This is a genomic window from Streptomyces sp. NPDC126497, assembly GCF_040302425.1.
In the GTDB taxonomy this organism is placed as follows: domain Bacteria; phylum Actinomycetota; class Actinomycetes; order Streptomycetales; family Streptomycetaceae; genus Streptomyces.
Genome location: NZ_JBEORT010000018.1, coordinates 58,848 through 83,330, shown reverse-complemented (window position 1 = coordinate 83,330; position 24,483 = coordinate 58,848). Strand labels below are relative to the sequence as shown.

22 protein-coding genes and 1 pseudogene are annotated in these 24,483 nt (G+C 75.2%); 8 read left to right on the top strand and 15 right to left on the bottom strand.

Going from position 1 to position 24,483, the window contains the following annotated elements; all coding sequences use genetic code 11:
* Both ABTY20_RS11945 and ABTY20_RS11940 read right to left on the bottom strand, forming a co-directional pair.
* The coding region (locus ABTY20_RS11945) for a M56 family metallopeptidase (RefSeq protein WP_351996842.1) at positions 1–753 on the bottom strand (753 nt) is incomplete at its 3' end.
* A gap of 7 nt (positions 754–760) precedes the next feature.
* The gene (locus ABTY20_RS11940) at positions 761–1,150 is read right to left on the bottom strand and encodes a BlaI/MecI/CopY family transcriptional regulator (protein ID WP_351996847.1); all 390 of its coding nucleotides are present in this window, start codon (positions 1,148–1,150) and stop codon (positions 761–763) included.
* Positions 1,151–1,323: 173 nt separating this feature from the next.
* Here ABTY20_RS11940 and ABTY20_RS11935 point away from each other — a divergent pair, with 173 nt between their 5' ends.
* The 3 genes from ABTY20_RS11935 to ABTY20_RS11925 all read left to right on the top strand — a co-directional run bounded on the left by ABTY20_RS11935 (position 1,324) and on the right by ABTY20_RS11925 (position 3,312).
* Positions 1,324–1,593 carry a twin-arginine translocase TatA/TatE family subunit gene (locus tag ABTY20_RS11935; RefSeq protein ID WP_351996841.1) on the top strand — a complete coding sequence of 90 codons (270 nt, stop codon included), beginning with the start codon at positions 1,324–1,326 and terminating at the stop codon, positions 1,591–1,593.
* A gap of 176 nt (positions 1,594–1,769) precedes the next feature.
* On the top strand, positions 1,770–2,225 hold the full coding sequence (locus ABTY20_RS11930) for a cyclic nucleotide-binding domain-containing protein (protein ID WP_351996840.1): 456 nt from the start codon (positions 1,770–1,772) through the stop codon (positions 2,223–2,225).
* 250 nt (positions 2,226–2,475) lie between these two features.
* On the top strand, positions 2,476–3,312 hold the full coding sequence (locus ABTY20_RS11925) for a pyridoxamine 5'-phosphate oxidase family protein (RefSeq protein ID WP_351996839.1): 837 nt from the start codon (positions 2,476–2,478) through the stop codon (positions 3,310–3,312).
* A gap of 293 nt (positions 3,313–3,605) precedes the next feature.
* On the opposite strand, the gene ABTY20_RS11920 is transcribed toward ABTY20_RS11925, so the two are convergent.
* On the bottom strand, positions 3,606–4,094 hold the full coding sequence (locus ABTY20_RS11920; RefSeq protein ID WP_351996838.1) for a MarR family winged helix-turn-helix transcriptional regulator: 489 nt from the start codon (positions 4,092–4,094) through the stop codon (positions 3,606–3,608).
* Between the two features lie 74 nt (positions 4,095–4,168).
* On the opposite strand from ABTY20_RS11920, the gene ABTY20_RS11915 reads away from it, so the two are divergent.
* The gene (locus tag ABTY20_RS11915) at positions 4,169–6,280 is read left to right on the top strand and encodes an MMPL family transporter (RefSeq protein ID WP_351996837.1); all 2,112 of its coding nucleotides are present in this window, start codon (positions 4,169–4,171) and stop codon (positions 6,278–6,280) included.
* A 105-nt stretch (positions 6,281–6,385) separates the two neighbouring features.
* On the opposite strand, the gene ABTY20_RS11910 is transcribed toward ABTY20_RS11915, so the two are convergent.
* The 3 genes from ABTY20_RS11910 to ABTY20_RS11900 all read right to left on the bottom strand — a co-directional run bounded on the left by ABTY20_RS11910 (position 6,386) and on the right by ABTY20_RS11900 (position 8,101).
* Positions 6,386–6,928: a GNAT family N-acetyltransferase gene (locus tag ABTY20_RS11910; protein ID WP_351996836.1), complete on the bottom strand. Its 543-nt coding sequence runs from the start codon at positions 6,926–6,928 to the stop codon at positions 6,386–6,388.
* Between the two features lie 226 nt (positions 6,929–7,154).
* On the bottom strand, positions 7,155–7,553 hold the full coding sequence (locus ABTY20_RS11905; protein ID WP_351996835.1) for a VOC family protein: 399 nt from the start codon (positions 7,551–7,553) through the stop codon (positions 7,155–7,157).
* Positions 7,550–8,101 (bottom strand): cupin domain-containing protein, encoded by a 552-nt coding sequence (locus ABTY20_RS11900; protein ID WP_351996834.1) that lies wholly within the window; start codon positions 8,099–8,101, stop codon positions 7,550–7,552. The genes ABTY20_RS11905 and ABTY20_RS11900 overlap by 4 nt, the downstream gene beginning before the upstream one ends.
* A 201-nt stretch (positions 8,102–8,302) precedes the next feature.
* Between ABTY20_RS11900 and ABTY20_RS11895 the strand changes: the two genes are divergently transcribed.
* The 3 genes from ABTY20_RS11895 to ABTY20_RS11885 all read left to right on the top strand — a co-directional run bounded on the left by ABTY20_RS11895 (position 8,303) and on the right by ABTY20_RS11885 (position 11,748).
* Positions 8,303–9,235: a LysR family transcriptional regulator gene (locus ABTY20_RS11895; protein WP_351996833.1), complete on the top strand. Its 933-nt coding sequence runs from the start codon at positions 8,303–8,305 to the stop codon at positions 9,233–9,235.
* 297 nt (positions 9,236–9,532) lie between these two features.
* Positions 9,533–11,227 carry a BCCT family transporter gene (locus tag ABTY20_RS11890; protein WP_502991796.1) on the top strand — a complete coding sequence of 565 codons (1,695 nt, stop codon included), beginning with the start codon at positions 9,533–9,535 and terminating at the stop codon, positions 11,225–11,227.
* 155 nt (positions 11,228–11,382) lie between these two features.
* Entirely contained in the window at positions 11,383–11,748 is a 366-nt protein-coding gene (locus tag ABTY20_RS11885; RefSeq protein WP_351996832.1) for a hypothetical protein, read from the top strand.
* Positions 11,749–12,074: 326 nt separating this feature from the next.
* Here ABTY20_RS11885 and ABTY20_RS11880 read toward each other — a convergent pair.
* Positions 12,075–12,509 (bottom strand): annotated as a pseudogene (locus ABTY20_RS11880) (heavy metal translocating P-type ATPase); the annotation flags it as partial.
* 32 nt (positions 12,510–12,541) lie between these two features.
* Entirely contained in the window at positions 12,542–13,630 is a 1,089-nt protein-coding gene (locus tag ABTY20_RS11875) for a saccharopine dehydrogenase NADP-binding domain-containing protein (RefSeq protein WP_351996831.1), read from the bottom strand.
* 93 nt (positions 13,631–13,723) lie between these two features.
* On the opposite strand from ABTY20_RS11875, the gene ABTY20_RS11870 reads away from it, so the two are divergent.
* Positions 13,724–14,647 (top strand): NAD(P)/FAD-dependent oxidoreductase, encoded by a 924-nt coding sequence (locus ABTY20_RS11870; RefSeq protein WP_351996830.1) that lies wholly within the window; start codon positions 13,724–13,726, stop codon positions 14,645–14,647.
* 44 nt (positions 14,648–14,691) lie between these two features.
* Here the strand turns inward: ABTY20_RS11870 and ABTY20_RS11865 are convergent, their stop codons facing one another.
* Genes ABTY20_RS11865 through ABTY20_RS11835 form a run of 7 tightly spaced genes read right to left on the bottom strand, consistent with a single transcriptional unit; the run spans position 14,692 to position 24,446 of the window.
* A complete protein-coding gene (locus tag ABTY20_RS11865) occupies positions 14,692–16,707 on the bottom strand; it encodes a condensation domain-containing protein (RefSeq protein WP_351996829.1) in 2,016 nt (671 codons plus the stop codon).
* Positions 16,704–18,125, bottom strand: coding sequence for a class I SAM-dependent methyltransferase (locus ABTY20_RS11860; protein ID WP_351996828.1), 1,422 nt, complete (start codon positions 18,123–18,125; stop codon positions 16,704–16,706). Before ABTY20_RS11860 ends, ABTY20_RS11865 begins: the two co-directional genes overlap by 4 nt.
* Positions 18,122–19,504 (bottom strand): class I SAM-dependent methyltransferase, encoded by a 1,383-nt coding sequence (locus ABTY20_RS11855; RefSeq protein ID WP_351996827.1) that lies wholly within the window; start codon positions 19,502–19,504, stop codon positions 18,122–18,124. The genes ABTY20_RS11860 and ABTY20_RS11855 overlap by 4 nt, the downstream gene beginning before the upstream one ends.
* Complete coding sequence (locus ABTY20_RS11850; protein ID WP_351996826.1) at positions 19,482–21,098, bottom strand: ABC transporter ATP-binding protein; 1,617 nt, start codon at positions 21,096–21,098, stop codon at positions 19,482–19,484. The genes ABTY20_RS11855 and ABTY20_RS11850 overlap by 23 nt, the downstream gene beginning before the upstream one ends.
* Entirely contained in the window at positions 21,095–21,916 is an 822-nt protein-coding gene (locus ABTY20_RS11845) for an ABC transporter permease (protein WP_351996825.1), read from the bottom strand. The genes ABTY20_RS11850 and ABTY20_RS11845 overlap by 4 nt, the downstream gene beginning before the upstream one ends.
* Positions 21,913–22,884 carry an ABC transporter permease gene (locus tag ABTY20_RS11840; RefSeq protein WP_351996824.1) on the bottom strand — a complete coding sequence of 324 codons (972 nt, stop codon included), beginning with the start codon at positions 22,882–22,884 and terminating at the stop codon, positions 21,913–21,915. The genes ABTY20_RS11845 and ABTY20_RS11840 overlap by 4 nt, the downstream gene beginning before the upstream one ends.
* Positions 22,881–24,446, bottom strand: a complete 1,566-nt coding sequence (locus tag ABTY20_RS11835) for an ABC transporter substrate-binding protein (RefSeq protein WP_351996823.1) — start codon at positions 24,444–24,446, stop codon at positions 22,881–22,883. The genes ABTY20_RS11840 and ABTY20_RS11835 overlap by 4 nt, the downstream gene beginning before the upstream one ends.
* Between the last annotated feature and the right edge of the window lie 37 nt (positions 24,447–24,483).

The following is a 24,483-nucleotide window of genomic DNA, read 5'->3' as shown; positions in this document are numbered from 1 at the left end:
CACCGGACCCGCCGCCGCGAGGCCCGCCAGCGTGGTCACCGGGGTGCCCCGCGACACCAGGGCCGCCTTGCCGATCGCCCGGGCCACGGTGCGACGGCTGCCGACCGTCCGCGCCGCGTCCTCGTCCGCCCACCGTTCCGCCGTGTACGCCACCGCCGTGCGCAGGGGCCGCAGGAAGGGGTTGGCCCGCGCGGCCAGCTGGACGGCGAGCAGGAAACGGTGGTGACGGGCGGCGAGATGGGCCCGTTCGTGGGCGAACAGCGCCCGGCGCTCGGCCGGTTCCAGACGCTCCAGCAGCGCCGTGGTCACCACGATGCGGCCCCGCCGGCCACCCGGGAGCGCGTAGGCGTAGGGCACGTCGTCGGGCAGCACCGCCGCCTCCGTCCCGCGCAGCCCGGCCAGCGCCCGGTGGGCACGGCGGCGCACCCGGCCGTGCCGCCACAGCGTCCGCGCGCACGCCGCCAGCACCGCGCACAGGGCGGGGATCGCGGCCTTGCCGGCCACCTCGTCGTACGGCACCGCGGCGCGCACCTCGGGGTCCGACCAGCCGTCGGGGAGCGGGTTCCCGGGCAGCTGGGCGGTGCCGACCACCATCAGCAGCCCCAGGCAGACCGTGCTGCACACCGCCATCACCGCGGCCACCCCGGTCAGCAGCCGGGTCGCCGTACGCGGGTGCAGATGCTGCTCGGCGAGGCGCGCGATGGGCCACGCCGTCAGAGGCAGCACCAGTGGCAGTAAGACGAACACCCCCATGGCGGACTCAGTCTTCCCCTTCGTCCCCCGGCCGGCCCAGCAGCTCCCGCAGGAGGCGCTCGTCGTCCGGCCCGAGGCCGGTGACGAAGCTGGCCAGCACCGCCTCCCGGTCGCTCTCGGCGTCCAGCACCCGGCGCATCCGGTGGGCGGCCAGGCCCGCCTGGTCGGACGCGGGCGTCCAGGCGAAGGACCGGCCCGCGCGCTCCCGGGTGACCACGCCCTTGGCCAGCAGCCTGGTCAGGATGGTGATGACGGTCGTGTAGGCGAGGCCGCCGCCCAGGCGCTCCTGCACCCAGCCGGCCGTCGCCGGGCCGTCCGCCTCCCGCAGCGCCGCCAGGACCAGCCCTTCCAGCTCGCCCTGCCCCCGACGCCGGGAACGCTCCCGCTGCTCCGCCACGCCCGCCTCGCTTCCGCCGCCGTCTGTTCGCCGGGCAGACATCGTATAGACGTTCCCGGTCCCGTCACGCCACCCCGACAGCTCTCTACAGTGATGTAGATTCTGCCCCGGGTCCGTGCCTCGGGCCCCGGACCTCCGCCCCGCCCGGGCCCGCGAGAAGGAGCACTGCATCCATGTTCGGACTGAGCGAACTGGCCGTCGTCCTCATCGTCGTCATAGCCGTCCTCGCCGCCAAGCGGCTCCCGGAACTCACCCGCTCGGCGGGCAAGTCGGCCCGCATCCTCAAGGCCGAGGCCCGCGCCATGAGGGAACAGGACACCGCCGGGGAGGCGGACACGGGCCCGCGGATCGTCCAGGGGGAGGTGCTGCGTCCGTCCGCGCCCGGAGCCGAGCGCGCCGCAGGCGCGGGCGGCACACCGCCTCCCGCCGGACCCACCCGCTGAGCGGAGGCCGCCGGCTCCGCGCCCCGGAGCCGCCCCTGGGCCCCGATGGGGCCGAAAGGCCCCCGGACGGGGCCGGACGGCCCGTGGTGTCCCCCGCCCGGCGGGCGCACGCTGGGATCCGGGGGTCCCGGAGCCGCCGTCCGACTGCGACGGCGGAAGCGGAAGGAGACGGAGCGATGACATCCACCACCACGCTGACCGCGGGTCTCCCGGGCGCGCACCGCGAGGGGCTGATGCGCCACGCCCGGGAGGTCTCCTTCGAGGCCGGGGTGCGCCTGTTCGAGGAGGGGCGGCGCGCCGACCGGTTCTGGATCGTCCGGACCGGAACCGTCGCCCTCGACCTGCAGGTGCCCGGCCGCCGCCCGGCCGTGATCGAGTCGCTGGGCCACGGCGAGCTGGTCGGCTGGTCCTGGCACTACCCGCCGGGCCTGTGGCACCTGGGCGCCGAGACCACGACCCCGGTACGGGCCTGGGAGTTCGACGCGGAGGCCGTACGGGCGCTGTGCGACGAGGACCCCGAGTTCGGCCGTACGGTCGCCGTGTGGGTCGGCCGGGTGGTCGCCCAGCGGCTGCACGCCACCCGGGTCCGGCTGCTCGACCTGTACGCCCCGTACGGCAGCGGAAGCAGGTGACGGCCGTGGACGGCGGCCCGCACACCGTCAACGACGTCATGACGCGCACCGTCGCGGCCGTCGGCCGCGGGGCCCCGTTCAAGGACGTCGTCCGGCTCCTCGCGGTCGACGTCGGGTTCCGCCTCACGGACGGCCCGTCCGGGCCGCGGCGCCCCGTGGCCGCCGGCCGAGCGGCGGGTCGCGTCCGGGTGCCGTTCCCGTCGTACGGGGAACCTTGCACTCATCGGACTGTGCGGAAGGAGCGGCGGTCATGCGAGCTCACCTCGGCGACCACCTCGTCATCGAGAGTCCGGCGACCGGTGCCACCGGACGCGACGGCGAGATCGTCGGACTGCGCCACGAGGACGGCACCCCTCCCTACGACGTGCGCTGGTCGGACACGCACGAGGTGACGCTCGTGTTTCCCGGCCCCGACGCCCACGTCAGGCCCCACGGGCACGAGCCCAATCCCGGGGACATCGGCCGGCGCGTGGCCGCCGAGCGCGATCGGCGGGGTCTGAGCCGGGAGGAGACGGCCCGCCGCGCCCGGATGGCGCCGGACTACCTGGCCTACCTCGAGGAGCACCCGGGCGATCCGAGCCAGGCGACCCTCGTCAGGCTGGCCGGGGCGCTGGGCACCAGCGTCCAGGCGCTGCGCGGGGGCGGTGCCGATCTGCCGCCCGGCCGGGGCGCGGCGCTGCTGCACCCCGAACTCCACGACCTCGCGCCGCAGGAGTGCCTCACCCTGCTCTCCACGCACGGTGTGGGGCGCGTCGCGGTGACGACGTCCGGGGGGCCCGCGGTGATTCCGGTGAACTACGAGGTCGTCGACGGCGCGATCGCGTTCCGGACCGCTCCCGGCTCGGCTCCGGCGGCGGCCGTGGGATCGGAGGTGGCCTTCGAGGTCGACCACGTGGACGAGACCATGAGCCGGGGCTGGAGCGTGCTGGCCGTCGGCCCCGCGCGGGAGGTCACGGAGCCCGACGAGGCACGGCGGCTGACCGAGGGCGCCCACACCGAGCCGTGGGCCGGGGGCGAGCGCGGGATGTGGGTGTCGGTCCGGCCCCTCCGGCTCACCGGGCGCCGCATCACGCCCGCCGGCCACTGAACGGCACCCGCCGCGTCCGGTCGGCCCGTGCGCTCCCGGCCCCGGCGGGGTGCGCGGGCGCCGAGCCGGGCGGCGCGGGGGCGGTGGGGCCCGCCCGCATCCGAGCCCGGTCCTCCCCGGGGCCTCGTCGAGGAGGACGTCCTTCCCGCCGGTGATCAGGGACTCAAGGGTCATCAGGGCCCCGGGGCGGGCCCGGCCGTCAGCGGCCCTCCCGGCTCGGCCGGTCCTGGACCTGGGTGGCGATCCCGGGCCTTCCGACGGCCCGGTCGACGGCCCCGGACCGCACGGGGGACTCAGCGGCGCAGCAGGGCCAGCTCCTTGTTCATCTCGGTGAGGAACCGGGCGACCACCGCCAGTTCCTCTCCGGTGAAGCGGCCGCGCGCGGCCTCGGTGCCTCGGGCCAGCGGCCGGAAGCAGTCCCGGGCCACCTCACGCCCGGCCTCCAGGTAGTGCAGGTACACCACACGGCGGTCGTCGAGCGCCCGGACCCGCTGGATGTGCCCCGCCCTCTCCAGCCGGTCGACGCACGCGGTCACCGCTCCGGAGGTGAGGTTGAGCTGGTGCCGCAGCCGGCCGGGTGTCATGGGCCCCTCGGCCGGGTCGGCGTCGAGGATCGCGATCAGGGCCAGCACGTCGGTGAGGTGCAGCCCCTGCGCATGGGCGAACTCCTGGACGACGCGGTTGAACTCTCCGTTCATCCGGCGCAGCAGGACGGCGAAGGACTGCAGTTCCGTCGGATCGTTGCCGGGAAGACGTGGCATGGGGTCGTTCGCACCGCTCATGTCTCCAGTATATATTTACTCGATCATTGAGATACTTTATGAATGACTGATTCCGATCGCATCTGGGGTTGTCTGTGAGAACCACATCGCGCGCCGCCCGGTGGCTGGTCCCCCTCGTTCTGCTGCTGGTCTGGCTGGGGGTGGGCGGAACGCTCGGCCCCTACGCCGGCAAGCTGGGCGAGGTGGCCACCAACGACCAGGCGGCCTTCCTGCCGCGGAGCGCCGAGTCCACCCGGGTCCTGGAGGCGCGCGAGGCGTTCGACCAGTCCGAGAGCCTGCCCGCCATCGTGGTCTGGACGGCGGACGGCGAGCGGGTGACGAAGGCCCAGCGGGCGGCCGCCACCGGCGCCGTCGGCTCCCTGGCCGGGAAGCCCGGCGTCGTCGGCCGGCCGTCGCCCGCCCTGGTCTCGGAGGACGGCCGGGCCCTGCAGGCCGTCGTCCAGCTGGAGCCCGATCTGGGTGACGGTCTGGCCGAGGTCCTGGACGGGGTGCGGGAGGCGGCGGGGAGCGTGCCGGGCACCACGGCGCAGGTGGCCGGCCCCGCGGCGAGCCAGGCCGACCTGTCCGACGCGTTCGCGGGCATCGACGGGCTGCTGCTCGGGGTGGCGCTCGCCGCCGTGCTGGTGATCCTGCTGCTGGTCTACCGCAGCGTCCTGCTGCCGTTCGTGATCATTCTCGGCTCGGTGTTCGCCCTGGGGCTCGCGTGCGCGGTCGTCTACGCGCTGGCGGACCGGGACGTGGTCCGGGTCGACGGCCAGGTGCAGGGCATCCTCTCCATCCTCGTGATCGGCGCCGCCACCGACTACGCGCTGCTGCTGGCCGCGCGCTTCCGCGAGGAGATCGCCGTGCGCGGCGACCGGTACGCCGCCGCGCTGGCCGCCGTGCGCCGGTCCCTCGGCGCCATCACGGCGAGCGCGGCCACCGTGGCGCTCGGACTGCTGGCCCTGCTCGCCAGTGACCTCACCAACAACCGCGCCCTCGGACCGGTCGGTGCCATCGGCATCGTGTGCGCGGTGCTCTCCACGCTCACCTTCCTGCCGGCCGTACTGGCCCTGCTGGGCCGCACCGCCTACTGGCCCGCCCGGCCGAAGGCGTCGGACGCCTCCGTGGAGGGGCACGGAGTGTGGCGCCGGGTCGCCGCGACCGTGGACCGCCGCCCGCGCCGGGTGTGGCTGCTGACCGCGCTGGGCCTCGCCGTCTTCGCGGCCTTCGTCCCCTCCCTGTCGGCCAAGGGCGTGCCGCTCGACGAGATCTTCGTGAACGACGCGCCCTCGGTCGCCGCGCAGAAGACGCTCGGTGAGCACTTCCCCGGGGGGTCCGGCAACCCGGCCGTCATCATCGCCGACGCCGATCGCCGTGCCGAGGTGACGGCGGCGGCGAGGGACACCGAGGGCGTGGACTCGGCCGCCGCCGTCTCCGCCTCGGGACGGCCGGGGGCCGGTGAGCCGCTGGTCGTCGACGGGCGCGTCCGCATCGACGCCACGCTGGAGGACGCGGCGGACAGCGACGCGGCCAAGAGGACCGTGGAGCGGCTGCGGGGGGACGTGCACGCGGTCTCCGGGGCCGACGCGCTGGTCGGCGGGTACACCGCCCAGCAGTACGACACCCAGCAGACCGCCACCCGGGACCGCACCCTGATCGTCCCGGTCGTGCTCGCCATCATCCTGGTCATCCTGGTCCTGCTGCTGCGCTCCCTGCTCGTGCCGGTGCTGCTGGTCGCGACCGTGGCGCTCAACTTCCTCGCCACGCTCGGGCTCTCGACGCTCGTCTTCGAGCACGTCCTCGGATTCAGCGGCACGGACGCGTCGGTGCCGCTGTACGGGTTCGTCTTCCTGGTGGCCCTCGGCGTCGACTACAACATCTTCCTGATGTCCCGGGTACGGGAGGAGGCGCTCGCGCACGGCGCCCGGCAGGGCATGCTGCGCGGGCTGACCACGACCGGCGGTGTGATCACCTCGGCGGGCGTGGTGCTCGCCGCGACGTTCGCGGCCCTGATGGTGATCCCCCTGGCCTTCCTGGTGCAGATCGCGTTCATCGTCGCCTTCGGCGTCCTGCTCGACACCCTCGTGGTCCGCTCGCTCCTCGTCCCCGCGCTGATGATCGACATCGGCCCGCGGGCATGGTGGCCCAGCGCCCTGTCCCGGGACGCCACCGGGCCGGGGACCGGAGCGGAGCGGGCGGCCTGACCGGCCGGAGCGGTACGACCACCGTCGGCCCCGGCCCGTCCGGACAGCACGGCCGGCGGTACCGACCCGTGAGGTCGGGGACGCGGTCGGCGGGTGGTCGCCCCTTCAGCGCGGCGCGTCCGGCTTCCAGTCCTGGGCGAGGAGTCCGAGCAGCACCTCGTCCAGGAACTCGCCCATCACCCACGCCGAGGAGCGCAGCACGCCCTCGCGGACGAAGCCGTTGCGCTCGGCGGAGCGCAGCATCGCGGTGTTGTCCGACAGCGTCTCGACCTGCAGCCGCCGCAGGCCGCGCACGACGAAGCCGTAGTGGCACAGCACCGCGACCACGTCGGTGCCGTAGCCCTTGCCGCGCGCGGACGGCAGCAGTCCGAGTCCGAGGTGCGCGGACCGGTTGTGGTGGTCGATGCCCCACAGCGCCGCGGTGCCGATCAGCGTGCCGCCCTCCAGCTCCACCACGGAGAACGGGACGCGCCCCTGCTCCTTGTCGTCCACCACGAACCGCGGGTCCTTCGAACCGGGCGTGATCGGACGCCACGGTCCGCCTTCGGCCCGCGAGGCGTTGGCCACGTCGTCGTGGAGCTCGGTCCGCAGGACCGGGATGTCTTCCTCGTGCCGGGCCCTCAGCCCGACCTTGTCTCCCCTGAGCATGGGGGCTTCCCATCCGGCCGGTCCGGGCGACGGCAAACGAATATGCGGCCGGCCGGTACACGACCGCCCTCCCCTCCTCACGCACCGGGCGCGGACAGGGGAGGGGCACAGGCCCCAGGGCACCGGGCCGCCGGCGGTGCGGGTCCGGAGGGAGGCGGGGACCCGCCGGGTTCGGGAGGCGCGGGGGCCGCGCGCCCCCGGGTCCGCGCGGTCCACCGGACGCCGCTCACCCCCAGGTGCGGGAGCACAGGACCAGGCGGTAGCCGTCCGGGTCGGCGATCGTCACGCCGTACCGCTCCCAGTACGGGTTGTGGGACGGGACACGGGTGCCGCCGGCCGCCACCAGGCGGTCGATCAGGGAGGCGCCGACCGGTTCTCCCAGGTAGATCACGAAGAGGTCGTCCGCCGTCGGGGTCGGCTCCCGCGGGCGTTCCGGGTCGTGCGTCAGCTCGACGTGCCAGCTCGCCCCCGGCAGGCCGACCATCAGCAGGTCGTGCTCGCCCGGGACGCGCGCGGTGGTGCGCCACAGGACGTCCAGGCCGAGACCGGCGGTGTGGAAGCGTTCGGCGGCGGCGAGGTCGCGCGAGGGCCGGGCGAGCCGGACACGGACGGTGGGGTCGATCACGCCGACGCTTCCAGGGCGGCGCGCCAGACGGGGCTGTCGACGTAGTGGTTGTCGAACCGCTCCGCCGATGCGGCGATCTCCTTCGCGTCCGACTCGCCGCGCATCACCCGGCCGAGCAGGCGCAGGTAGTCGAACCGGCCCATGCCCGGCGTGAACACGAACAGGACGTCGGCCTCACGGCCGGGTGCGGCGGCGAAGGCGTGCGGGGTGTGCGGCGGAACGGCCAGGAAGTCGCCCGCCCCCAGGACGGTGATCTCCTCGCCCACCAGCACCCGCAGGGACCCGCTGATGACGAAGAACAGCTCCGTCGCGCCGGTGTGGAAGTGCGCGGGCGCTCCCACCGCGCCCTCGGCGAAAGTGGACCGGTAGCAGGTGAAGCCGTCGGCCGTGGCGTCCGAGTCGGCGAGCAGCGTCATCACGCTGCTGGGGTCGGCGCAGGTCTCGGCTTCCGCGTGGCGCGTCAGCACCGGCCGGAACGGCGCGGCGGACGGCGCCCGGGCGGGTGTGCGGTCGGCGCGCGCGTCCGTGCCGGTGTCGGAGAGCGTCATGTCGCGTCCTTCTTCCGTGAGGGGGTGGTGGGGTGTCCGTGTGCTGTCGCCCCGGCCGTGTGCCGCGTGGCTCGGGACGGCCGGCGCCCGGGGCGAGGAAGGCCTCGGCGGCCATGTCGTCCTCCGGCTGCCGGGTGGCGTCGTGTTCGACGTCACCCACTCTGCTGCCGGGACGGCCCGCGACCAAGGCCCGCCTGCGCAATGATCGTGAAGTCAGGCTTAACGACGGGGGGCGACGTGATCGAGCGGCACGAGGTGGAAACGTTCCTGACGCTCGCGAAGGAGCTGCACTTCGGCCGTACCGCCGCGAAGCTGCGCGTCTCCACCGCCCGCGTCAGCCAGACCGTCCGGAAGCTGGAGCGGAGGGTGGGCGTGCCGCTGTTCCACCGGACCAGCCGTCATGTCTCGCTCACCGCGGTGGGGCAGCAGCTGCACGACGAACTCCTCCCCGCCTGGGACAGCCTGGGGGCCGCGGTGCAGCGCGCGGTCGAGACGGGGCGCGGTCTGTCCGGCGCCCTGCGCGTCGCCTTCGTCAGCGCCGCCGCCGCGCAGCTCCTGGCCGGTGTGACACAGGTCTTCCGCGAGCGGGCGCCCGACTGCGAGGTGCGCATCCAGGAGGCACAGGCCGGCCGGCTGCTGCCGGGGATCCGCTCGGGAGAGGCCGACCTCGGACTGACGACCCTGCCCGTCGACGACCCCGACCTGGCCCACGGTCCGGCCCTGGTACGTGAGGCGCGGGTGCTCGCGGTCCCCGTCGACCATCCCTTCACCCGCCGCGGAAGCGTCCTGACCGCCGACCTGGCGCGCGTTCCCCTGATACGGCTCCCGGGGGACACGGCGGTCCTGCCCCGGCAGGCCGACGCCCCTCCCGCTCCCGCGGATCCGACGGCCGGCACGTTCCAGGAGGCCCTCACCCTCGTCGGCATCGGGCAGGGCGCCCTCCCCGCCGGCGCCCACGCCCGCCGCTACTACGCGCGCCCCGACATCGTCTACCTCCCGATCGGTGACGCCCCCGCCCTGGAATGGGTCCTGGTCTGGCCGGCCGACCGGCACACCGCGCGCGTCCGCGCCTTCGTGGAAGCGGCCGGGGACCTGCTCCACGGCCACGGGCCGACGCGGCAGCCTGCGGGGTGAACGCCCGCCCGGCCGCCACCCGGGAGCGTCCCGGGCCTCCCCGCCCCCTCAGGAATTCCGCTGCGCCGGTGCCCCGCTGAGGCCGGACGTCCGCGCGGGCCGGGGCCACCCGGCCCGGGCCGTCCGAACCGCTCCCGTCCTCCGGGGTGGGCGGGCCCCGTTCGGAGATCGCTCGGAGGCGTCGTCGAAGGTGACGACGGGGGGACCCACGGCCGGTGCCACGCCGCGCCTCCTTCTCGGCCGCCGAGCGGCGTGCCGTCCGGCGCCGTGACGGCCCGCGTCCCATAGTGGGGCTTCATGAGCATGGAACCGACCGGCCGGCCCCAGCCGGGGTCCGCGTCCGCTCCTCCCGCCACCGGCGCGCCCGATCGCATCCTCGTGAGTGTCGGGATGGCCGCCGTCGTCGCCGTGGTCCTGTGGGCCTGGCTCGGCGAGGAGTCCTTCGACAGCGCCTCGTCCACGAGCCTGACGTGGGTCCTGAGCAACTTCGGCTGGCTGTTCGTGGTCGCCGCGGACGTGTTCCTGGTCCTGTGCCTGGTGATCGCCTTCAGCCGGTTCGGCCGCATCAGGCTGGGCGAGGACGACTCCGGGCCGGAGTTCGGGAACCTCGCCTGGGTCGCGATGATGTTCAGCGCCGGCATGGGCATCGGTCTGATGTTCTACGGGGTCGGAGAGCCGCTCACGCACTATCTGACGCCGCCCCCGGCGAGCGGCGTGCGCCCCGGGTCCGGGGCGGCGGCGCGCACGGCCCTGGAGTACTCGTTCTTCCACTGGACGCTCACCCCGTGGGCGATCTACGGGATCGTGGGGCTCGCCCTGGCGTACGCCGTGTTCCGCAAGGGTCGCGGCAATCGGCTCAGCGCGGCGTTCGTACCGCTCATCGGGGCCCGGCGGGCCGAGTCGTGGCAGGGCAGGGCGATCGACCTGCTCGCCGTCTTCGCGACCGTCTTCGGCACGGCGACGAGTCTGGGCCTGGGCGCGCTGCAGGTGGCCGAGGGCCTCGACCTCACGGTGGGGGTGAGCGTCTCGCGGACCACGGAGCTGATCATCATCGTGGCGCTGTCGGCCGCGTTCGTCGTCTCGGCCTTCTCCGGTCTGCACCGGGGCATCAAGTGGCTGTCGACGCTGAACATCGTGCTCGTGGCGGCGGTGATGGTGTTCGTCTTCCTCCTCGGCCCGACCGTCTACGTCCTGGACACGATCCCGGCGGCCGTCGGCGGCTACCTGCAGAACCTGTTGCCCATGGCCACGCGGACCGGCGCCTTCTCCGACCAGGCCTGGCTGGGCGCCTGGACGATCTTCTACTGGGCCTGGTGGCTGTCGTGGGCTCCGTTCGTGGGGACGTTCATCGCCCGCATCTCGCGCGGCCGGACCATCCGCGAATTCCTCGTCGGCGTGCTGCTGGTGCCGAGCGGGGCGACCGTCGTCTGGTTCTGCGTGATGGGCGGCACGGCGCTCCGCCTGGAGTCGACCGGACGGGCGGACCTGGCGGGCGCGGTGGAGGACGGTGTCGAGGCGTCGCTGTTCGCGATGCTGGACGCGCTGCCGATCGGCACGGTCACGTCGTTCATCGCGATGGTCCTGGTCATGACCTACTTCATCACCAGCGCCGACTCGGCGTCGCTGGTGATGGGTTCGCTGACCAGCCGCGGGGCGCTGCACCCTCCGTCGTGGCTGGTCGTGGCGTGGGGCGTGCTGATGGCGGCGGTGGCGGCGGTGCTGTTGGTGGTGGGCGGGCTGGACTCGCTGCAGACGGCGACGATCCTGGTGGCGCTGCCGTTCGTGGTCGTCATGCTGCTGCTGTGCTGGGCGCTGTTGCGGGAACTGCGGCAGGACCCTGCCGTGGCGCCGTTCCGGCGCCACGCACTGCACGGGCTGCAGGACGTCGTGCGGACGATGGTCGGCGACGTCGTCGCGGAGCGGGACCGGGCACGCCACCACCGGCTGCGGCGGGCGGCGAGGGCCCGCACGGAGTCCGACGACGAGGCGTGACGCACCCCCGCACCACCCGGGACGGTCGCACGGCACCGGACCGCCGCCCCCGCCCGGGCACGCCCGCCTCCGGTCCGGACGGGAACCGTGCGCCGGACCGGGTACTCGGCCGTGGAACGGAAGACACGGGTCATCGGCTTGCGGAGGTGCTGACCGTGCGCACCGGACTGCTCAGGGCACTCGGAGCGACGACGTGCGCCTACGGGGTCGCCGCCGCCTGTCGGCCGGGCCTGCTGGCCCGGCCGCTGGGGCTGGTCGATCCGCACGGCCGCGTCGATCCGCGCAGCGCCCTGGCGGTACGCCCCCTGGCGTGGCGGGACGCCGCCACCGGCCTGGCGATGCTCGTCGCTCCCGAGGGTCCGGCCCTGGCCACGGCGGCCGCCGTGCGCATCGCCTCCGACGTGGGTGACGCCGTGCTGTTCGGTGCCGCCCTTCCCGACCGGGTCCGCCGTGCGGGGGCCGCCGTGCGGGGGCCGCCGTCAGCGCCTTGGGCTGGGCCGCCTTCGGGGTCGCGGGGCTGACCGGGAGCCGTCGCGCCCCCGAGGACCGGCCGGACGGATGCCACGGACCGCGCTGACCGCACCGACCGGACGGGTGTCGTCCCCACGGTTTCCCGAACGCCCGCGAAGCCGTCGTCGAACTGGATGGCGTTCCTCATGCCCACACCTCCGATGTCGGTGACGCACGCGAAGGGCGCGCAGACGTCGCGTAGTCCCTTCCCGATGGCTTCGCCGAGCTCGGCGGCCCTGACAGCGGGGAGGCCGCGTGCGCCTGTGTGGATGCCGCGCGCCCCGGTGCACGGCGACCGTGTACCGGGGCGACGGGCGGCCAGACGCCCCTCGACGGCTCAGCCGACAGCCTTCCGCCAGGCCGACTCGCGCAGCAGCCGCAGGCCGTTGAGGCCGACGATGACGGTGGAACCCTCGTGGCCGGCGACGCCCAGCGGCAGCGGCAGATGGCCGGCGAGGTCCCAGACGACCAGGCCGGCGATGAGGACCCCGGCGACGACGAGGTTCCGCACGACGAGCCTGCGGGCCTGGCGGGACAGGGAGAGCACGGCGGGCACGGTGGCCGGTTCGTCCCGGACGATCACCGCGCCGGCGGTCTCCGGCGCCAGGTCGGAGCCCACTCGGCCCATGGCGACGCCGGTGTGGGCGGCGGCCGGCGCGGGCGCGTCGTTGACACCGTCACCGACGACCATGACCTCGCGCCCGGCGGTCTCCGGTTCCCGGACGGCATCCGCCTTGTCCTCGGGCAGCAGCCCGGCCCGCACGTCCTCGATCTCCGGGGGTCCGGGGGCGCACCGACGGGTGCTCACAGCACCTTGAGCTCCGCCGCTCCATCGGCCGCCAGCTCCTCGGTGATCCGCGCGGGGTCGAGCACGTCCGCGGCGAAGTGCACACCGGGAGCGACCGCCCCGTCGAGCATCCGGAGAGCGGCGGCGGCGGCGAGGAACCCGCTCAGCTCGTAGGAGTCCGGGGCGCGCAGGACGAGCCTCGCGGTGGGCGGGCCGTCCGGCGCTCCGTTCCGGAGGTGGAACTCCTGTCCGTACCAGGCTCCGTGGCGCCGTACGTCCTCGTCGGCCGCCGCGACCAGGTCGGCGGTCTCCGTGCTGTCCAGCGCCCATGCCATGGCCAGTTCCTCGGCCAGGCGCCCGCCGCCGAAGACGGTGTACCAGCGCACCCGGCCGAGGTCCGTGGCACGGGCCAGCCGGACGGCCTCGGTGGACAGGAAGGGGAAAGCGTCGACGGGTGCGGGGAAGGCGTCGAGTCGCACCCCTCGGCGGGGGGCCAGCGCACGCTCCCGCACCTGACCCTCGTGCCAGGCGGCCGCCGGTGTGCCGTGCTCCGGCCCGCGGCCGAGCAGCACGTCGCCGGCGGCGGCCGGGGTGAGCGGCGCGACGCCGCCGACGTAGGCGTCCAGTGCGACGGGACCGGTGGCGCGGGCGGCCAGTGCGCGGGGCAGCAGCGAGGACAGGCCCGGCAGCGCGCCGGCGGACAGCACGGCCGCGCGGCCGGCCGCCACCCATCGCCCGGCGCCCCCGTCGGCGGACAGCAGGTTGTGGACCGGGTCGTCACCGGCCGCGTCGATGTAGTCCGCGCCGCCTCGCAACGCAGCCCGGGCGACCGTGTCGAGGACGCGGTACGAAGGCCCCGCACAGTTGACGACGAGTCGGCAATCCGCCGTGAAGCGCTCCAGCGAGTCGGGGTCGGTCAGGTCCACCGCCAGGGCGGCCACGTCCGGACCCCCCTCCGGGAGGCCGGCGACCAGCGCTTCCGCCCGGCCCCGATCGCGGCCGGCCACCAGCAGGGGGTGGACACCCGCCCGGTGGAGCCGCCGTACGACCGCGCTGCCGACTGCTCCGTAACCGCCTATGACGCCAATGGCCGTCGGGTGTCGCACCGGTGTTCCTCCTGCTTCCCGCTGATCCAGTTGATGAAAATGATAATTATTATCGTAGTCATTATTCGACGGATCAGGGAAGAAGTGACGACGATGTACGACGTGATCGTGGTGGGCGGAGGGCCCGCCGGCCTCAACGCGGCGCTGGTCTCCGGGCGTCAGCGCAGGCGGGTCCTCCTGCTGGACTCGGGCCGCCCGCGCAACGCACCCGCGGCGCGGATGCACATGTTCCTCAGCCGGGACGGCTTTCCCCCCGCCGAGCTGCGCCGCATAGGCCGGGAGCAGCTCACCGCCTACCCGAACGTGGTCGTACGCGAGGCGACCGTCACCGCCGCCGCGCCCGAGCCACAGGGGTTCACCCTGACGCTGGCCGACGGCACCGTGGAGCGAACCCGGAAGCTGGTCCTCGCCACGGGGCAGGTCGACGTGCTCGACGAGCAGGTGGAGGGCCTGTCCGCGCTGTTCGGCCGAGGGGTGTACCACTGCCCGTTCTGCCACGGCTGGGAGACCGCCGGGATGAGCCTGGCCGTCCTGGGGCACGAACTGCCGCAGGTCATGCAGGCCCTGTACGTGGCCGACCGGTTCAGCGAGGACGTGATCGTGTGCACCAACGGTCACCCGGTGCCCGAGCAGGCCGCGGGCCGCCTCGCCGAGGCCGGGATCGCCGTGGAGGAGACGGCCGTGACCCGCCTCGAAGGCGAGGAGGGCGCCGTCCGCCTGGTCCTCGCCGACGGGCGGGTGCTCGAGCGGCAGGGCGTCTACCACCGGGCGCCCACCCGTCAGCACTCCCCGCTGGCCGAGCGGTTGGGGTGCCTGATCCTCCCGGACGGCTGCGTGCGGGTGGACGAGTTCCAGCGCACCTCCGTGCCCGGTGTGTACGCGGCCGGGGACACCGCCCGGCTGGAGGCCCTGCCCGACGCCCTCACCTTCGTGGTCACCGGTGCCGCCGACGGCGCCCGTGCCGCGGTCTGGCTCGACCAGGAACTCTTCCGCGAGGACGCCGGCCTGGGCGGCTGAGACCGAGGTGCGGCGGGAGCGGAACCGCCCCCGCCGCACCCTTCTCACCGCTCGTCCGGTTCGCGGAGAGCGGCAGCGAGTCCGGCCACCGTGGGCTGCCGGAGGAAGCGGCGGGGCGTCACCCGCCCCAGTCCCTCCCGCGCGAGCGACGCGAGCATCCGCACCGCGAGCAGCGAGTCACCGCCGAGCGCGAAGAAGTCGGCGGTGCGCTCCTCCACCGGGCAGTCCAGCAGTTTCCGCCAGTGTGCCGCGACGGCTCGTTCCGTGTCGTCCCGGGGCGGTCCCGGCTCCGCTCCGCCGACCGCCGCCGCGGGTACGGACAGGCGTCGGCCGGACGCCTGCCGGGCCGGCCCGGCCTGCTCGCCGTCGACCGCGTCGGGCAGGCCGACCACGGCGGCCCAGCCGTCCGGCTCGACCAGCGATTCCACGGTCGCCATGAGATCGGCGAACATCCGGTCGACGTCCGCTCCCGCGAACAGCTCCTCCACCAGTGAGAAGACGACCACCAGCTCCCCGCGCAGCTCGAACAGCCGCACCTCCAGCGCCACCTGGGGCGTCCGCAGCTGCTGGTGGTGGCTCAGCAGGTCGATCGCGCCCAGCGGCCCGGCCTCCTGGGGCACCTCGCTGCCCAGCGCCGCGTCCACTCCCAAGGTGGACTGGAAGACGACGGGTGCCACCGGGCGGTGGGTGCCCCGGCGGCGACCCAGTTCGCGGGAGACCTCCACGCCGGTGATCAGGTTGTGGGCGAGCGCGTCGCCGATGTCCTGCTGCGCGCGGCCGGCGAGGTCGGCGAAGACGGGGGCCGCCGGCAGGTCGACCGGCAGGAGCATGGTGGAGGAGAAGGCCCCCACCAGGCGGGACACGTCGGGGTGGAGCGGAAGGCGGTTCAGCTGGAGGGTGTTGAGCAGGAAGCGGCGGTGGCCGCAGGCCCGGGCGACGGCGGCGGCGAAGGCGGCGAACATCGCCGCGGACGGGGTCACCCCGTGCTCGGTGCACAGCCGGCGCAGGGCCGACCAGCGCTCCGGGTCGAGCACCGCCTGCCGGGTGCCCATCAGGGTGGGGCGCACCTCGGCGGGGTCGGCCACCAGCGGCAGGGCCGGCGGCAGCGGGAAGTCGTCGAGGCGGTCCCACCACCAGTCGCGGTCCTGCTGCCACGCCTCGGTGCCGGGCAGGTCCCGCAGGGTCGTCACGTAGTCGCCGTAGTCGATGTCCAGGGGCGCGAGGACGGCGTTGTAGTCGGAGACCAGGGCGAACAGGTCGCGGTAGAAGACGCCGGAGGACCATCCGTCGATGATCAGCAGGCTGGTCGAGGAGTGCAGCCGGGCGCGGTCCCCGGGCATCAGCGTCAGGCGCATGTCCAGACCGCAGCCGCGGGAGGGGTCGGGGCCCTCGGTGCTCATCTCGTGGCGTATCTCCGCGAGCCGGGCCGCGGCCGTCTCCTCGTCGGCGTCGCGCAGGTCGGTGACCTGGAGCCGCGGTACCGCCTCCGGGTCGTCCAGGGGCAGGATGCGCTGACGGCCGTCGGGCAGGATGCGGGCCCGCAGGACGGCCTGGTGCTCGGCCAGGCGCTCCAGGGCGTCCTGCAGCGCCTCGGGGGCTTCGTCGGCGTCGATGTCCTCCAGCCCGATGTCCACGTAGTGGTGTGCGGAGCGGTAGGACAGCTCCCAGGCGTCCTGCTGACCCACGAAGTAGCCCTGCTGGAGCGGCAGGAGCGGGAACGGCGCGTCCGGGTCCTCGCGTCGGCGCAGGTCCAGGGGCAGCGGGCGCAGGGCACCCGTCCCCGATCCGGTGCTGCGTTCGTGGACGAGGGCGGCGAGCTGCGCGGCGCTCTGTTCGACGCGGACGTCCGCCAGCGCCAGCGGCGTGCCCAGCCGTTTGCGCAGCATCGCGGCCATGCGGACGGCCAGGACGGAGTCGCCGCCCAGGCTCAGGAAGCTGGCGTCCGCCGGTACGGCGGCCAGGTCGGTCTCCAGGGCGTCGGCCCACACGGAGCGGACGGCGTCGACCAGGTCGGCCGAGCCCTGCTCGGCGGTGTGTGCGGCTGCGGATGCGGAGGTCAACAGGGTGCTCCAGTCGGGTTGGCGGGGCGGATGATGCCGTCCACGGCGTGGATCCGTGGGAGGCGCGGGGCAGGGGGCAGGCGGTCGGCGAGCGCGGCGCGGACACGGCCGGGGTCGGGGCGGGCGCCGCGTGACCTGGCACGGCCGGCGATGACGCGCTGGCCCGCCGCGGCGAGGGGGTGCTCCTCGGACGGCAGGACGGGCAGCGGGTCGAAGCCCGCCGCGTCCAGTTGCCGTGCCCATTCCCCGGCGGTGAGGAAGACCCGGTCCTGGCCGGCCCGCAGGTCCGTGAACCACTCCTGCTCGCCGGGCTCGGGCGACATCAGCAGGTACATGGAGGTGAGCGCCTGGTAGTGCTCCCGGCACGACTCGACCAGGACCAGCAGCCCGTCGGGCGCCAGCAATTCCCGCAGAGCGGCCAGACAGCGTCCGGCGTGCCGTGCGTTGTGCAGGACGTTCGCCGCCAGGACGACGTCCTGGGAGCCCGGTTCCAGGCCCTGTTCGAGCGGGTCGGCCTGGATGTCGAACAGGGTGTGCCGCAGGCCGGGGCGGTCACCGAAGACGTCTCTGGCCGCTCGCAGGAAGAACGGGGAGACGTCCGTGAACAGGTAGTCGACGGGCGCGTCGCCGAGCGCCTCCAGGACGGCGCCGGTGGTGCCGCCCACGCCGGCGCCCGCTTCGAGGACGCGCAGGGGAGCCGGCCCCGTCCGGCGGCGGGCCTCGCCGGCGATCAGGGACCCGGCGGCGTGGTTGGCCCAGCGGCTGGGGACGCTGTCGCGGTAGTTGCCCTGCGCGGTGCCCGTCTCCCCGTCGGGGAAGAGGACCTCCTGCAGGGACGTGCGGTCCTGGAGCAGCAGCGGGAGCCGTTCAGCCGCGGCCCGGAAGAAGCGGGTCATGGACGCCGGGTAGCCCAGGCCCGCGCAGGCGCCGTCCAGCTCGCGCAGTGCCCGGGCGTGGTCGCGGCGGTCCGGCACCGTGAGGGAGTGGTGGCGGCCCGTCGCCGCGTCCCGGTGGAGCCGGCCCTCCGCGGTCAGGGTGCGCAGCCAGCGCCGCACGATCCACGCGTGCCGGGGTGCGACCGTCAGGGCTTCGAGGATCTCGTCGGTGCGGGGCCGTCCGCCGTCGCGGAACAGACGAGTCCGGTCCAGTACCCGGGCCATCGTCAGCAGCGCCGCCTCGTCGAGCTGCCGCATCAGCGCCGGGAGAACGGCCGGGTCGGTACCGCGGACGGCGGCGTCACCGGCGTCCGCGGCCCGGCCGGCGGCGCGGGCGTCGTCCCGGCCGGGACCGGACGGCGGCCGCGCCGACGGGGGCGGACCCGTCACCAGCAGGGTGTCCCGTCCCCCGCCGCGCACCAGTTGCCAGTCCGTCACGCCGGGCAGCCCGGTGAGGGTCTCGTCGGTGAGTGCGTCGTTCACGCGTGGCCGTCCTCGATGACGTCCACCACGGTGATCGCCGGTGGTGCGGTGTCCGGTTCGGCCCGGCGCAGGTGGTCGCGCAGCACCTCGGGCAGACGGCGCCGGACGAACAGGGGGAACGGCTCGTGGGCCACCGGACCGGAGGGCGCCGGGAGGTCCTCGGCCGCGGCGGGCGCGCAGTCGGCGGGAACCGCCACGGCCAGCGTGCGCGGGTCGGCGGCGTCGAGCAGCACGGCGGCGTCCGCTCCCCGCAGTGCCTCGCGCAGGGCGTACGGGGTCACCGCCCCGGGGGCGTCGTGGAGCAGGGCGTTGGGGATGCCGTGGACGACGGCGGGAGGGCCGTCGAGCGCGTCGCGCAGCGCTTGTGGGACATCGCTCCCCCGGTGTCCGCCCCAGGGCGTCCGGCGCACGCGCCGGGTCCCCGGTCCGTCGGTGTGCGGGCCGACGCGCAGGACGACGTCGTAGCGGTAGCGGGTGAGTTCGGTGTCCTCGGCCATGGTGCGGGCGTGCACGCTCATGCGGACCGGGCGGGGGCGGCCCGCGATCGCGGCGGCGACGGCCGCCGGGGTGAAGGACAGTTCCTCGTCCGCCTCGGCGGCGGCCGCGGCCCTCGCGGCGATCGTCGTGCCGTCCGCCTCGGGGTCGCGGGCCCGTTCCAGCCGTCCGAAGTGGTCGAGCAGCAGGCCGGAGTGCCGGATGTCCCCCACGATCACGGTGCCGCCGTCCCCGACCGCCGACAGCGCCCCGTGCAGGACGGTGGTCAGGTAGGCCAGGTCGGGGAAGCACTGGGTGACCGAGTTGAGCAGCACGCAGTCGGGGAGCCCGCCGGGGCCGAAAACGGCGTCCATGGCGTCCCGTACCCGGGGCGCGGCCGTCTCGTGGGCGGCGGCCCGGACGAACGCGGTGCGAGGCAGGCCGGCGGTGGTGAGGCGGTCCACCGCGACCTGGGCGACGTCGGCGCCGACGTACCCGTCCAGGTGCGGGTGCAGACGGTGGGCGAGCAGGCCGGTGCCGCAGCCGAGTTCCAGGACCCGCCTCGGACGCTGGGCCAGGACGAGGTCCACGGTGCGGTCCACCCAGTCCCGCATGTGGGCTTCGGGCAGCGGTGCTCCGGTGTCGGAGGCCCGCCACCCGGACAGGTCGAGGTCGTCGGCGTGCCGCCCCTCGGCCGTCTCGTACGTCCACTCGTAGACCTCGGCCCACTGTTCGAGGTGCTCGCGCATCAGGGGGCCCGGCTCGGGGGCGGCGGTCACGGCGTCCGGGTGCGGGACGACCCGGACGCCGCCGTCGGGTGCGGGGTGGGCCCGGGCCACCCAGGGATGGGCGGCCAGCAGGTCCGCGATCCGGCCGGTGTGTTCAGCCGTCGTGTGGTCGGACACCGGAGTGCTCCGTTCTCTCGTCGAGGGGGTGGTCGGGGGGCGTGTGCGGCCGTGGGACCAGGCGGCGCCCGGTCAGGTGGAGGACGCGGTCGGCGCGGGCGGCCGCGCCGGCGTCGTGGGTGACGGTCAGGACGGCGGGGCCGTTCTTCCGCAGCCGGTCCAGCAGGTCGAGGACGCGTCGTGCCGAGTCCGGGTCCAGACCCGCGGTGGGCTCGTCCAGCAGCAGCACGTCGGGCTCGGCGGCGAGCGCCCGGGCGAGAAGCACCCGGCGGCGCTGGCCGCCGGAGAGCGCCGCCGGTCTGCGGCCGGCCAGCTCGGCGGGGAGTCCCACGGCATCGAGGAGTTCCCGGACGCGTTCCCGTCCGACCGCTGCGGTCATGCCGTGGAACACCTTCAGCGGCCGGGCCACCGCTCGGCCGACGGTGTGCGCCGGGTTGAGCTCCGCCACCGCGTCCTGTCCGGCCAGCTGGACGGCGCGCAGCATCCACCGGTCGCGCGAGCGGGTCCCGGCGGGCAGTGGACGCCCGTGCAGCAGGAGTTCTCCGGCGGTCGGCGGGCGACGGCCCGCGAGGGCGTGCAGCAGGGTCGTCTTTCCGCCGCCCGACCGTCCCGTGACGGCCAGCCAGCCGCCCGCCGACAGGCCCAGGTCGCCGGCGTCGAGCAGCGGTGCGCCGTCCGGGGTCCGCAGGGTCAGGCCCCGCGCCGACAGCACGGGCGCCGGGGGCGCGGCAGGGTCCGCCGCCGTGCGGGGCGGACGCCCGGCCTGTGGTGACGCGGGATCGGCGACCGGGCGGAGCGGTTGCTTCCACGGGGTGTGCGTCATCCGTCCGCGCACCGCGACGGTCACACGTGACCCGTACCGCGCGGTGGCGTCGGCACCGGCGGCCGGATGCGCGTCACCGGCGAGCACCAGTGTCCGGTCGGCCAGCTCCGCGGCCAGCCGGGCATCGTGCGTGACCAGGACGACGCACCGACCGGGGACCCCACGGCGGGACCGCACCTCTTCGGCCACCAGGTCGGCCGTCGCGCGGTCCAGTGCCGAGGTCGGCTCGTCCAGGACGAGCAGCTCCGGATCGGCGCACAGGGCCCGGGCCAGGGCGACCCGCCCGGCCTGTCCGCCGGAGAGTTCCCCCGCCCGCCGGGAGGCGAGCCCGGGCGGAAGATCCAGCCGGCGCATCAGGGCCTCGACCCGCAGGGCGCGGGCGGCGGCGTCACCGGTGAACTCCTCGCCGATCAGCCGGTCCACGCGCCACAGCGGATTGAGGGCCGCGCCGGGGTCCTGCGCCAGCCAGCCGCACCGGGCACGCCGCCACCGCCGGGCCGTCCGGCCGGGCGACACGGCCGCACCGCGCCAGCGCACGGTGCCCGCCGCACGGTGCAGTCCGTCCGGGAGGACGTCGAGCAGGGCGCGCAGCAGGGTGGACTTACCGGCACCGGACGCGCCGGTGACGGCCAGCACCTGCCCCGGGCCCACGCGGACGTCGACCGGCGGCAGGACGGTGGCTCCGTCGAGGACACGGCGAACGGTCAGGCCCTCGGCCGCCAGCAGCGGAGCGTCGGTGGGAACGAGCCCCTCGTGGGCGCGGACGGTCATGCCGCCTCCCCCTGGACACGGGCGGCCGTCCGGGCCGCCGCGGCGAACACCCAGGCGCAGCCCGCCAGGGGGATCGCCGGCGCCAGCAGCGCCCAGGGGTTGAGTGCGGCGCCGGGCAGGTTCTCGCTGAGCATCAGGGCCCAGTCGGGATCCGGGGGCTGGGGCCCCAGACCGAGCACGGCGAGGGCCGCGGCGATCTGCAGTGCCGTGACGAGCCTGAGCCCGGCGTCGGCGGCGACCAGACGGCGCAGGGCGGGCAGCACCTCGTGGAACAGCACGGCGGGCGTGCGCTCGCCGCGCTCGACGGCGGCGTGCACGTGCCCGCTGTCGCGCAGCTGCGCGCACTGCGTGGCGACGACCCGCGCGGTGAGCGGGGCTCCCGCGAGCACCGACGCCACGACGACCACCGTCGCCCCCGGCAGCGCGGTGGCCAGCACCAGCGCCAGGACCAGGGCGGGGACGGCCAGCAGCAGGTCGCACAGGGCCCGTACGGTGCGGGCGGTACGGGCGCCCGACCAGCCCGCGGCCAGGCCGAGGCCCGCGCCGCAGACGACGGCGGCGAGCGCGGCGAGCAGGGACACCGCCAGGAGCTGGGTGCCCCCGGCCAGGACCCGGGACAGCACGTCGCGCCCCAGGACGTCGGTGCCCAGCGGATGCCGTCCGCCGGGCGGCGCCCAGGGGGCGGCGACCGTTCGCTCCGGTGGGTGCGGGGCGGCGTACCGGCCGAGCGGCACGCACACCAGCAGCGCGAGGGCCGCGGTCACGGACGCCGAAGGACGGACGGCTCCGGGGAGGAACGGCACAGGCGCTCCGGTCATGCGGTCCTCCCCTCCGTCGCCACCGACGTGCCGGGGTCCCCCGGCACCGTGGTGCGACGGGCGGCCAGGTCGGCCAGGAGCATGCCCAGCAGCAGGACGACGGCCGGGAGGAGGGCCGCGGCCTGGATGACGGGGACGTCCCGCACCGCGACGGCGGACACCAGCAGCTGACCGGTGCCCGGATAGCCGAAGAGGGTCTCCGCCAGGGCGGTTCCCGCCACGAGACCGCCGGCCAGCAGGGCCGTCACCTGGAGCGCCGGCGCGTACAGGAAGGGCAGGACGTGCCGGTGCAGCACGAGCGGGGCGGGCAGGCCGCGCAGCCGTGCGTCGGCCACGTGCGGGCGGCGCAGGACATCGGCCAGCGCCCCGCGCAGCAGGACGGTGGCGAACGCGGCCGAGGGCAGCGCCAGGGTGAGGGCGGGCAGCACCAGGAGCCGGGGGTCCGCCAGGGGCGAGCCGCCGGGCGGCAGCAGGGACACGGGGGGCAGCCAGCCCAGCAGCCCGGCCAGGACCGCGCCGAGCACCGCCGCGTGGACCGGCTGCGGCACGGCGGCCAGCCCGGTGGCGGCCGTGCCGCCCCGGCCGCCGCGCAGGTACGCCACGGTCAGGGCCGTCGCGGTGAGCAGCGCGGTGACCGCCAGCGCCGCCGCGACCAGGACGGCGGTGGCGGGCAGCCGTTCGGCGAACAGGGTCGCCACCGGCTTGCCGCCCGCCAGCGAACGTCCCAGGTCCCCCCGGACCAGGCCGTACAGCCAGTCGAGGTAGCGCACCGTGGCCGGCCGGTCCAGCCCGAGGCGTTCCCGCTCCGCCGCGACGTCCTCGGCGGAGACCCGCCCCGCCGTCCTCAGCTCCCCGGCGTCCCCCGGGAGCAGTTCGGTGGCCGTGAAGACCACGGCCGTGGCGGCGACGGCCAGGGCGGCGGCCCGGCCGGCCGGGCGCAGGGCGCGGCCGGCAGTGCGCGGGGTCACTTGGCCATCCACACCTGGTCGATGAACATGCGCTGGAATCCGGGCCCGTCGGGCAGTCCGCGCACGCCCGGCGCGGCGAGGTCCAGGCCGTCCCCGGTGCCCCAGACGACATAGCCGCCGTCCTCCCACAGCTCGCGCTGGATGCCGGAGAGCAGTTGCCCGCGCCGCGCCTCGTCGGCGGTCGACATGGCCCGGGCGAAGCCGTCGTCGAAGCTCTCGCTGCGCCAGGCGGTCTCGTTGGTCGGGGAGTCGGACAGCAGTCCGACGCGGACGAGGTCGGGGAAGGAGATACCGCCGTAGTAGCCGGTGTAGAACGCCTTCTTGGCGTAGACGGCGGTCCAGTAGGTGTCCGCCGGCTCGACCTTCACCTCGGCGTCGACGCCGATGTCGGAGAGCTGCTGGGCGTAGAGGGTGGCCGCGGTGTCCATGCCGGGGTAGGAGGTGGTGGTGTGCAGGGTGACGGACAGTCCGCCGGCGTGGCCGGCCTCGGCCAGCAGCTTCCTGGCCTTCTTCACGTCGCGGGTGCGCTGCGGCAGGTCCTCGGGGGCCGAGGGGTCGTAGGGGGTGGGGAGGTCGTTGGCGACCTTGCCGTAGCCGAGGAACACGGTGTCGACCAGGGCCTTGCGGTCGGCGGCGAGGCGGAACGCCTCGCGGACCCGGGGATCGTCGAACGGCTCGGTGTCCAGGCGCATGACGAACGGGTACTCGGTGACGCCGTCGCGTCGGACGACCTGGGTCTTCGCCGAGGATCCGGCGCTCTTGACCGCGGCGGGGCCGACGCTGCCGGCGACGTCGGCCTGCCCGGAGGCGACGGCGCCGGCCCGTGCCTGTGGGTCGGCGACGGCCTGGATCTCGATCCGGTCCAGGTGCGGGCGCTTGCCCCACCACGTGTCGTTGCGGGTCAGGACGGTGGTCTGGGCACTGGTCCGCTCCACCCGGTAGGGGCCCGAGCCGGTGACGGGGCGGGAGAAGTCCTCGGTGCCCTCCGGGACGACGAAGGTGACGGATTCCAGGGCCCGGGGCGCGTCGGCCATCGGGGCGCGGGTCGCCAGGACGACGGTGTGCTCGTCGGGGGCGGTGGACTTCTTCAGGTCGAAGTCGGCGAGCCGGCCGTAGTTCTCGGCTGCCTTGCCGCCGATGCGCCGCAGGGAGTACAGCACGTCGGCGGCGCTCACCGGCTCGCCGTCGGTGAAGCGGGCGTCCTCGCGCAGGGTGAGGGTCCAGCGGTCCATGGCGTCGTTGGGCTTCCACGACGTGGCGAGCCGCGGTCGGGTCCTCCCGTCCTCGCCGGGGACGGTGAGGACGTCGTACGTCAGGGCGAAGCGCAGGACGTCGGACTCGTTGCCGAGGCCGCCGTGCGGGTCGTCACTGGCGGTGGCGGGTGACCCCGCGACGGCGTACCGCAGGGTGCCGCCGTCGACGGGCGCGCCGGTGCGGGAGGCCGGGGTGTCGGCGGCGGGTGTGCCGGAGCAGGCGCTCAGCAGCAGGGTGCCGACCGCCGCGAGGGCGGTGAGAGCGGATCTGCGGGACAGGGGGCTGCGGGGTGACGGGTGCTGGTGCATGGTTGCTTTCCGCGAGAGGTTCGGGGTCAGGTGGGCC